This is a genomic window from Clostridium sp. UBA1056 (genome assembly GCA_002316385.1).
Taxonomy (GTDB): domain Bacteria; phylum Bacillota; class Clostridia; order Clostridiales; family Clostridiaceae; genus Clostridium_J.
This window is the reverse complement of record DCDL01000023.1, coordinates 64,766-75,131: the sequence shown is the minus strand read 5'-3', so window position 1 is coordinate 75,131 and position 10,366 is coordinate 64,766. Positions and strand designations below refer to the sequence as shown.

Genomic DNA, 10,366 nt, shown 5'->3' with positions numbered 1-10,366 from the left:
AATATTTTATATAAGATTAGTAATATATTTTGCTAAAGTCCCTTTAAAACTATTTATCCATATATTCTCTTGTAGGTGGTAAATCATTTTTAGCTCCTTTAGTAAAGAGCATTTGATGTAAATCTACAACTCCATTATTAAATGAAGCTGCACAAGAACATAAATATATTTCCCACATTCTTATAAATCTTTCATCTACTAATTTTTTAATTTCATCTATATTATCTTGAAAATTTTTATACCAACAAAGCAATGTTTTATTGTAATGAGATCTTAAACTTTCTACATCTATAGTATAAAACTTATGCTCACAAGCAGTATCCATTATTTCTCTTATACTAGGAATTACACCGCCTGGAAAGATGTATTTTTTAATCCATGGGTCTCCTTGAGATTCATGGAGGCTACTTATATAGTGTAGTAAAAACTCACCTTTAGGATTTAATACTTTACTTACATTATCAAAGAATAAACTGTAATTTTCTCTTCCCACATGCTCAATCATACCAACACTAACTACTCTATCAAAGGTCATACCTGAATCCTTTAATTTTCTATAGTCTAAAAGCTTAACCTGTAGATACTCCCCTAGGTTTTCCTTCTCAATTAGCTCTGCAAACCCCTTATATTGTTCTTCACTAAGTGTTATCCCAACACCATGAATTTTATATTTCTTAGCAGCTTCTACTAATAAATACCCCCAACCACATCCAATATCTAATAAGCTCATACCTTCCTTTAAATTAAGCTTATTAAGTATATGATGTATTTTATTCATCTGGGCTTCTTCTAATGTATCATTATCATTTTTAAAGTAACCACAAGAATAACTCATGGTTTTATCAAGCCATAACTTATAAAAATCATTTCCTATATCATAGTGAGAACATACTTCTTCCTTTTGATGCTTTGAAGAAGTAGAAGTATACAGTAGCTTTTTAAGACCTTTCATATCTAAGGTAAACTTATCTATATTACTTAATAGCGTATCAAGAGCATAATATAGATCTCCTTCTATTAAATCTATATCTCCATTCATGTAAGCTTCTCCTAAAGCAAGGGAAGTACTTTTTAGTAAATCAGTTTTATTCGGTAATTTTCTTATAGCTATCTTAAATTTAGGTTCACCTTCACCTATAACAAATTCCTCTTCCTCCTTATATTTTACCGAAAAAGGAACTGTATCAAACTGTTTTAAAAATCCTTCAATTAAACTTTTTTCTATTGCCATAATTTCCTCCACTAATTAACAAAATCTTTTTATATTATGGACAATATTTTCTATAAGAATACAAAGGTTACTTATTGTTCACAAATTCCCTTTTTAGATTCTTTTTGGATTCTTTTAAGTGCCTTTTTAGAACCTCTTTCTATATCGTGTTCTAACTTTCTTTCTTTGTAAGCTATAAAAATCTGATTTAAGTCATAGTCTTCAGGATATAATTCTGCTGCACTAACCTCTAGCTTTAGCCTATTATAATTTACTTCAATAAATTTACCCTCTAAAAATACAATAACATTATTAAATTTATCTTTTTCCTTATATACAACTCCTGAAAGCTTTTTATCTAAAACTATAACTCTATCACCTTTTTCATAATTATAGGATTCTTCGCCATTACTCTCCATATCTTTATTTTTAATAAGTTTACTATCCCTTAACAATTCATAGTTATACTCTTTAGTTTCAATATACCTTCTTGTTCTTTCTATTATTTTATCACCTATTCCCATCTTCTTTGAAATATAAAGAGCATTACTATTTCCACTCTTTCCAATAGAAAGTTTATATAGGGGGTCTAATGTTTCTCTTTTAAATTCCATAGCTGCATTTTCAAAATCCGGATGATTCTGAGAGAAATTTTTAATTTCCCCATAATGAGTAGATGCAACAGTAATACATCCCTTATGATAAAACTCCTCTAATATCGCAATAGCGAGTGCTGCTCCTTCATTAGGCTCTGTGCCACTTCCTATCTCATCAAGAAGAAGAAGGGTATTTTTATTACTTTCTTTTAAAATTCCACTGAGGTTTTTAACGTGAGACGAGAATGTGCTTAAAGCATTTTCCACACTTTGATCATCCCCAATATCTACAAATATCTTATCAAATATAGCTATCTCACTTCCATCTTCTGCCCCTATATGAAATCCACTTTGTGTAGCTAGTGTAAGAAGCCCTACTGTCTTTAACACTACTGTCTTTCCTCCAGCATTGGGTCCAGTTATAATTAAAGTTCTATAGTCAGTTCCTATATTAAAATCTAGAGGAACTGCATCTTTAATCAATGGATACCTCCCCTTAATTATATTTATATATCCATGATTATTTAATATTGGTTGTATTCCTTCTATATCTTTACTATATTTTGCTTTCGCCAGAATCATATCATATTCTGCAATTATCTCTATATTTATCTTTAGCTCTTTAATCCTTTCAAATATCATATCCGTCAAGGTTGCAAGTATCCTATACTCCTCCATGGATTCTTCCGATTTTAGTGTAATTAGCTCAGTAGTGTATTTTGATATAGAATCAGGTTCTATAAATACAGTAGTGCCTTTAGATGATACCTCTACTATAGTACCTTGAACTTGATTTTTATAAGAAGCTTTTATAGGAATTGTGTATCTACCATTCCTTTGGCTTATAAAAAACTCTTGAATATATTCTTTATTAGTGCTGCTTTTTATAAATTTATCTAACCTCTCTTTAATCTTATCTTCACAATTTTCAATATGCCTTCTAATTTTCTTAAGTTCTTTACTAGCATTAGAATCTACTATGCTGCCCTTAATAGAGGCCTCTATTTCTTCCTCTATATATTTTAGCTCTGTAATACTTTCTCCATAGGCACTTAGGGTTGGAGCATACCCCTCTTTATCTTTTATAAAGACTTTAACCTTTCTACACCCACGTAAGAAATTATCTATTGTAGTTAGCTCTGATGGTTCAAGAACTGAACCTTTATCTATTTTCTCTATTAAAGGAGTAATATTAAATACTCCCTTTAGAGGCATATGATAAGAAGCATCTATAAGCCTTCTACCTTCAGATGTTTCATCTAACATTCTTTTTACTTGTTTTATATTATTACTAGGTTGAAGCTTATCTAATAATTCTCTTCCTAATCCACTTACACAATAGGATTTAACGATTTCCTTAATTTGATTATAATATAATTTTTCCAATGTACTAATATTCATTTTCACGATTCCTTTACTTATTATTAAGTCCATGAAATCTTTCATAGATTTCTAAAATAAAAAAAGCTATGGATACTTCCACAGCTCTAAACTCGCCATTAATAAAGATAGCTATAGCTATCCTAAGGTAAATTTCGTGGACTTGTATCTTTAATAGTTTAATTAATCCCACAACAAATAGAGGTATATAATACCCTAATTTTTAAGATTAATATTTAATTACTATTTTAGATACTAGACACTCACAAAAAAACCTCTCTCTCTTTTGAAATCTATGTAATTTAATATTAAAACATTTTTTCAGAAAAATCAATATATATTTTTTATTAGATTATTGTATATTTATTAAAAAGATGTATGTATTCCTTGACATTGTTTTACTTATATGTAATGTATGATATAATAATTTTAATATCAGTATTAAAAGGAGATTTAAGTATGTTATCACTTGTATTTTTTCTATTTATGTTAGTATCGCTAGGATTTCTAATATACTTTAATTATCATCCTCATGGCTACAGAATGCCAATTATTAAAACAATTACCAGCTTATTATTTATAGCCATATGTATATGTGGTTATAAATCTGTTTATTCTAATTCTCAATATTTCATCTTTATACTTCTAGCATTAATATTCTCTCTAATTGGAGACGTATTTCTTGCCTTTAATAATAGTAGATCTGATAAGGTTAGTAAAATGTTTGTATATGGATTAAGTAGTTTTTCTATTGCTCATATATTTTTTTCTATAGCCTTCTCCACTCTTACACCTGTATTAGTGTGGCATATTTTATTATTTATATTAATTTCAATAATGTCTATTCTATTTTTAAACCTAATAAAAGGCTTTGATTTTAAAGGTGCATATAAACTAGTTGTTACTTACTCTATTATAATTAGCTTCATGTTCACACGAGCTCTAGCTTTAACTTCATTAATTCATGATAACTTTTGGAGTACCATTCTTATCATAGTAGGTGCGTGTCTCTTCTTGCTATCTGATCTAATTTTATGTTTTATATATTTTCATAAAAAATCACCTTCTTATATGACAGCTCTGAATTTGTTATGTTACTATATAGGACAAGGTCTTATAGCTCTAAGTCTTACATTCTAAAATTATGCTAAACATCTCAGGTTTTTAATAAAAATATAAAATTATATATAAATAAAAGCATTAATAACTTAAAGTTACTAATGCTTTTTATTCATATTAGCAGGAAACTTGCCTACTTATATTTTCTTTATACTCTAATTGATTATATTCTATACTCACTTCAAGAACTCTTGTATAATTTGTCTTTGTTACTGTAACTAGTAAGTTTTCATACATAAAGCTATCTCCAACCTTAGGTATATGACCAAACTCCTCTAACACCCAACCACTTACTGTATTAGATTCATAGTCATCTTCATCACAGTCCAAATCAAACTTATCAAATAAATCCTTCAAGTCAGCAGAGCACATTACTAAATATTTATCTTTATCTATCTTTTTAAAATATTCTATAACCTCATCATGTTCGTCCCAAATTTCTCCCACTAGTTCCTCTAATATATCTTCTAGAGTTACAATTCCCCTAGTTCCTCCGAACTCATCAACAACAACTGCCATATGATTTTTTGATTTTTGAAAATTATGAAGCAGCTGAGGTATCTTTGTATTAGGTGTAACACAAATAATTGGTTTTATTATATTTTTTATATCTGAATCTCCGTTTTCTAGAAAATCATAGAAATCCCTTTGATGTATAACTCCAATAATCTTGTCAATAGTATTTTCATATACTGGGATTCTTGAAAAATTATTGTTTTTAAATACTTCCTTAACTTCATCTATTGAAGCTGTACTTGAAAGAGCAATTAAATCTACTCTCGAAGTTAATATTTCTTTTGCATCAAGATCATTAAATTCTATAGCTGATTGTATTAACTTACTCTCATGCTTGTCAATTCCACCATCATTTTCTGCTTCCTCTACAATTGTAAGTAATTCATCCTCTGTTATAGACTTTCTATTTTCTACTTTAAATATCTTATATAGTAACTTTTTCCAAAGGCTAAATAAATAATTAAAAGGAGTAAATATAGCCATAAATATTTTTAAAATTGGTGTAGAAAATATTGCAAACTTTTCAGGTGATTCCTTTGCAATACTTTTAGGTGATATTTCTCCAAATATCAGTACAAGGATGGTCATTACTATAGTTGATATAGTAACTCCAGAATTACCAAAATGCGTAGTAAATAATATAGTAGCAATAGATGCTGATAATATATTTACTATATTATTTCCTATTAATATAGTTGAAAGTATATTATCAAAATCCTCTGATAAGACTAATGTCTGTTTCGCTCTGTGATTACCACCATTAGCCATACTTTTTAACCTTACTTTATTTAAACTTGAGAATGCAGTCTCAGTTGCAGAAAAATATGCTGACATTAAAATTAGTACTGCAATACTAATAATCAGCATAATACTACCATCGTCCATTAATACTCTTTCCCCCTAAATTTAACGCTTTAACTTACCTATATTACCATAATAATTATAATAATATAGACCTTTAATACAATATAAATATCAACAGATTTTTATATTTAATTTTACATCTTCCATTCACCCTTTTATATTATTACTTTAATTATACCACTTTAATATCTCTATTTGCATATTATAGCTCTAATTTTATAAATATTTTTATATTTATAAACACTTAATCTATAAAATACATTTACCATATTATATGCTTAATTTCTAAATTATGTATACATTCTGATTTTTTATCCTGTTTCTATCTATATCTTTAATTATAAATTTATAATCGTTGAAACTTATCTCTTTCTTTATGTTATAAGATCTATCTACCTAATTCAAATGTTATGTCATAGATATATCTATACTAACAAATATATTAGAAAAAATATATAAAAAATATTAAACATGTAACCAATATATTCTAGAAGTCATAGTATATAGTATGCCGATAAGGCACGGGGGGGTATTTTTAGATGAGTAATAGATTTGATAATCGCGATTTCGACGACTTTGAGGATTTCTTTAGATTCGATGAGCGTAACTTTGATGAAGAAGAATCTGAGCGCGATAGATTATGTAGATTCGATAGAGAAAGAGAAAGAGAATGCAACGAATGTGGCAGAGAATCTAACAGAGACAGAGAATGTGAAAGAGAAGAAGAAAGAGAAGAAGAAAGAGAAAATGAAAGAAGAAGACAAAGACACGTTCATGAATTTCAAGGTAGCACAAAATTTGCTTGTGATGAGTGCGTTATTCACAACCATAGATTTGCTGGCGTAAGTGGCCCAGCTATTCCTCGTGGTAATTCACACGTTCACAGAATTGAAACAAGAACTGATACCTTTGTTGATCACAACCATGAAATTTGTGTTATAACTGGTCCAGCTATTCCTGTTGGACGTGGAAAGCACGTTCACTTTGTAACAGGAAGAACTTCTTGTAACGATGGTCATAGACATGAATTCCAATTCGCAACTCTAATCGAATCACCAGCTGACTGTGAAAGAGACAGAAGAAGATTATAAACAATTTAAATTGATTTACTATAGTATATAATGACTACAGCCTAGCATATTCTAGGTTGTAGTTTATACATACTCTAAGTTCATAAAAATCCCTTTTAAATCCCCCCCAGGAACTTCTAAAGGAAATTGAACTAGAGTCTATACAAACCCAAAACTTATTAGAAATCCCTGTAATATAAGTATTACAGGGATTTCTGCATATATATTATACAATCTATTTTTCATTATTTTCTATAGATTTAATAGCTTGTTGAAAATCAAATATATTCTTGGGATCATATTTCTCTTTAATACTTTTTAGTCTACTTATATTTTCACCATAGTACTGCTCTTCATAATTAGAAAGCTCTTTAAATGGGAAATTAATAAACGAACCTTCTGTAACTGATCCTATATACTTAATTTTATCTATAACCCATGATCTATTAAAAGGTGTATATTCTGGCTCTTCCCAAACAGATTGTAAACCCATGATAGCTATAGCATCTCTATAATAAAAAGCAGTTTCCCTTTTATCTACCTTTGCAACAGCTCCACCTAATCCATATAGTGATAGGGCATTATAAATAGCTCCCTTTGCTCTACTATATATTAAATCTGTAAGTGCCATCATCTCATCCTTAGTATAGTCCCTCTGTACAAATCTTCCTGTGGATTTGTAGCTTTCATAATCTGGATGACTATCTTGAATCTTTCTATTTACTTCTAGAACTGAAGTATACTCCATAGTTATATTCATATTAGCTGCAATGGCTTTAAATGGCATTAGAAGTTTATTAGCTTCTTCTGTTTCACCATAAAATACTCCTGTTATCTTAGCTCCCATACCTTTATACTTTGAATTGTATATAGCTAGTTTTATATTCATTCTTTCATCTAGGTTCTTAAAAGTTTTCTGCCAAATGCCAAATATATTAAGCATTCCATTTCTAGTCATATTAGGATACTCAATATTTATTAAAGTGGCTTTGTCTATTTTATCTGGCAAAGTAAAAGTCATGCTAACAACTACTCCAAAGTTGCCACCACCACCTCCAGTGCAAGCCCAAAATAAATCCTCATTACATTCCTTATTAGCAATTATAACTTTACCTTCATAATCTATAAGTTCTACTTCCTTTAAACTATCACATCCAAGTCCAAGAAGTCTACAAGAATAACCCCATCCACCACCTAAGGTAAAACCTACAACTCCAACGGTTGGGCATCCACCTCCTGAGAAAGGATATCCTTTTGATCCTAAAGCTTCATACATTTCTCTATTTCTAACTCCACCATCTATCTTAACTATACCTTTGTCTTCATCTATATAAATTCCATTCATTCTGCTAACATCAATAATGATTACATCATTGCCAGTGGAATATCCTTCATAGTGATGTCCACCTGATCTTATCCTAATGGAAACAGAGTTTTCTCTAGCCCAGAATATTGCATTTTGAACATCTTCATGATTGTAACAATACACTATTACTAAAGGATATTTTTCAATGGCTCTATTCCATTGTTTTCTATCTATCTCATAGCTATGGTCATCTCTTGTAATCACATCCCCAGTTAATCCACTGTAGTTAAGCTCCATCAAATATCTCACCTTCTCCTTATAACCTCCATCTATGGTAACATAATATCACATATTAATTATAAATAATAAACTTATTTTAATAGATTTTGATAATAAAATATATGGCTTTTCATATGAAAAATGTTAACAATTTATTGTATCACATTAAAATTTTTCCTATATAGATAGTTATCTATTTATATAGTTATCTATCTAAAATTTTATATATTTCCAAAGTTAACTTTATAAAATTTTATATACGCAAAATTTTAAATATTTAACTATATAACTTTTTAAAAAGTTATATAGTTACTATATCTATGAGTATTTCATATACTTATTATCTTTCATACCTTGATTATTCTATGTTTAAGCATAAATAACCTCTAGTATCATTAGATAGTTTTACTAGGCAAATAGCTGTTTTTACATACAAAATAAAGATAGCCTAGTTAAGAATAAATAAAATCTACATTTTATCTACCCTAACTAGGCTACTAAGCTTCAATATACTATTTACATAAATCAATAATTACTTGAGTGAAGATTTTAGCACCAAGTATAAGCTCATCTATTACAGCAAACTCGTCATCACCGTGTAAATTATTATCAGTACCTGGCATTGTACATCCAAAGGCTACTCCATTTTTAAGATGGTGAACATAAGTACCGCCACCTATAGCTATACATTTACCTTTTTGTCCACTATACTCTTCATAGCATCTTAAAAGAGTTTGTATAAATTCAGAGTTTTCATCTACATGATGAGCTGAGAACATATCATCCTTAGATAAAATTATATTATCCTTTGCCATATTATCTCTTACAACATCACGTAAATTTTCATTAGTTGCACAAAGTGGTGCTCTACAATCAAAAGTTCCACTTAATTCTGTAGTATTATATTTAAATATATTTAAAGTCATGGTTAATTCTCCAGAAAGTTCATCACTCATCTTAACACCACAAGCTTCTCCTTTAAAATCTCCATGAGGGAATAACTTATTAACAGCACATAGTCTCTTAAATCCTTCACTCATAGCACATGGCATAGATGCAAGTAATTCTATCATTCCTGTAAGGGCATTATTCCCATTTTGAGGAGTAGATGCATGTGCTCCAGCTCCCTTAGCGTTTATAATCCATCTTTCATCATCTTTATTAAAGGTAAACTTCAAGCTTGTACTTTTAGCTGCATCTTCACAATATTTATTTATTTCTTCCTCTGTGAATCCTTCTACCACCGCAGTAGCAGCATCTGGTACTACATTTACCTTTACTCCACTTGTCATAGAAATAACTCTTGGAAGATTTTTATCTTCTTCAAATTTACTTTCAAAAGGACTATGTAGTCCTCCCTTTTCAATATTTATAACTGGAAAATCTGCATCAGGTGAAAAGGTCATAGGTGCTTCTTTCTCTTTTTTATAGTAATATGCTATATCAGAGCTTCCACACTCCTCGTCTGTACCTAATATAAGACGAACATTTTTATTTAAAGGTATATTTAAATCTTTAACTGCCTTTAAAGCATATAATGCTGCTAAAGCTGGTCCCTTATCATCTGCTGAACCTCTACCATATAATTTACCATCCTTTATAAGTGGTTCGAAAGGTTTTGTAACTGTCCAGTCATCACTAACAGGTACTACATCTAGATGCGCTAAAATATCCAGTTGCTTCTCTTTATCATTAAAGTCAATAGCTCCTACATAATTATCATAGTTCTTAGTTTCAAATCCCATTTTGTTTGCTAGAGATAAAGCGGCTTCAAGAGCTTTCGCAGGACCTTCCCCAAAAGGCATTCCTTCTTTTGCCTCTGATCTGTCACTTCTTATTCTTATTAAATCACATATGTTATTTAACATTTCATCTTTATGACTTTCAAAGTACTCCTCTATTTGTTTTTTATACATCCTAATCCCTACCTTTATATTAAAATTTAACTATAATCCCATTTTAATACTAAAACTACTTAATTTCTATACATGTCACAGTTAATTCATTTTTAAGGCATCTGAAAATA

6 protein-coding genes and 1 pseudogene are annotated in these 10,366 nt (G+C 29.5%); 2 read left to right on the top strand and 5 right to left on the bottom strand.

The annotated features are described in order from the left end of the window. Positions 1 to 49 precede the first annotated feature (49 nt). Positions 50 to 1,231, bottom strand: coding sequence for a cyclopropane-fatty-acyl-phospholipid synthase family protein (locus tag B3W71_RS06760; RefSeq protein ID WP_346888178.1), 1,182 nt, complete (start codon positions 1,229 to 1,231; stop codon positions 50 to 52). A 71-nt stretch (positions 1,232 to 1,302) separates the two neighbouring features. Beyond that, positions 1,303 to 3,207, bottom strand: coding sequence for an endonuclease MutS2 (locus B3W71_RS06755; RefSeq protein WP_346888177.1), 1,905 nt, complete (start codon positions 3,205 to 3,207; stop codon positions 1,303 to 1,305). A 438-nt stretch (positions 3,208 to 3,645) separates the two neighbouring features. On the opposite strand from B3W71_RS06755, the gene B3W71_RS06750 reads away from it, so the two are divergent. Further along, the gene (locus B3W71_RS06750; RefSeq protein ID WP_346888176.1) at positions 3,646 to 4,326 is read left to right on the top strand and encodes a lysoplasmalogenase; all 681 of its coding nucleotides are present in this window, start codon (positions 3,646 to 3,648) and stop codon (positions 4,324 to 4,326) included. Between the two features lie 96 nt (positions 4,327 to 4,422). Here B3W71_RS06750 and B3W71_RS06745 read toward each other — a convergent pair whose 3' ends face one another. Then, positions 4,423 to 5,706, bottom strand: a complete 1,284-nt coding sequence (locus tag B3W71_RS06745) for a hemolysin family protein (protein WP_346888175.1) — start codon at positions 5,704 to 5,706, stop codon at positions 4,423 to 4,425. A 728-nt stretch (positions 5,707 to 6,434) separates the two neighbouring features. Here B3W71_RS06745 and B3W71_RS06740 point away from each other — a divergent pair. After that, positions 6,435 to 6,776 (top strand): annotated as a pseudogene (locus tag B3W71_RS06740) (YmaF family protein); the annotation flags it as partial. Positions 6,777 to 6,990: 214 nt separating this feature from the next. Here B3W71_RS06740 and B3W71_RS06735 read toward each other — a convergent pair. Together B3W71_RS06735 and pepV are read right to left on the bottom strand one after the other, a co-directional pair. Continuing rightward, positions 6,991 to 8,361: an FAD-binding oxidoreductase gene (locus tag B3W71_RS06735; RefSeq protein ID WP_346888211.1), complete on the bottom strand. Its 1,371-nt coding sequence runs from the start codon at positions 8,359 to 8,361 to the stop codon at positions 6,991 to 6,993. A gap of 491 nt (positions 8,362 to 8,852) precedes the next feature. Continuing rightward, on the bottom strand, positions 8,853 to 10,256 hold the full coding sequence (gene pepV / locus B3W71_RS06730; RefSeq protein ID WP_346888174.1) for a dipeptidase PepV: 1,404 nt from the start codon (positions 10,254 to 10,256) through the stop codon (positions 8,853 to 8,855). Positions 10,257 to 10,366: the final 110 nt, after the last annotated feature.

What these genes read in the sequence shown, in the direction of transcription:
- B3W71_RS06745 (WP_346888175.1), bottom strand. Translation starts at nt 5,706, where the DNA reads ATGGACGATGGTAGTATTATGCTGATTATTAGTATTGCAGTACTAATT.
- pepV (WP_346888174.1), bottom strand. Translation starts at nt 10,256, where the DNA reads ATGTATAAAAAACAAATAGAGGAGTACTTTGAAAGTCATAAAGATGAA.
- B3W71_RS06760 (WP_346888178.1), bottom strand. Translation starts at nt 1,231, where the DNA reads ATGGCAATAGAAAAAAGTTTAATTGAAGGATTTTTAAAACAGTTTGAT.
- B3W71_RS06755 (WP_346888177.1), bottom strand. Translation starts at nt 3,207, where the DNA reads ATGAATATTAGTACATTGGAAAAATTATATTATAATCAAATTAAGGAA.
- B3W71_RS06750 (WP_346888176.1), top strand. Translation starts at nt 3,646, where the DNA reads ATGTTATCACTTGTATTTTTTCTATTTATGTTAGTATCGCTAGGATTT.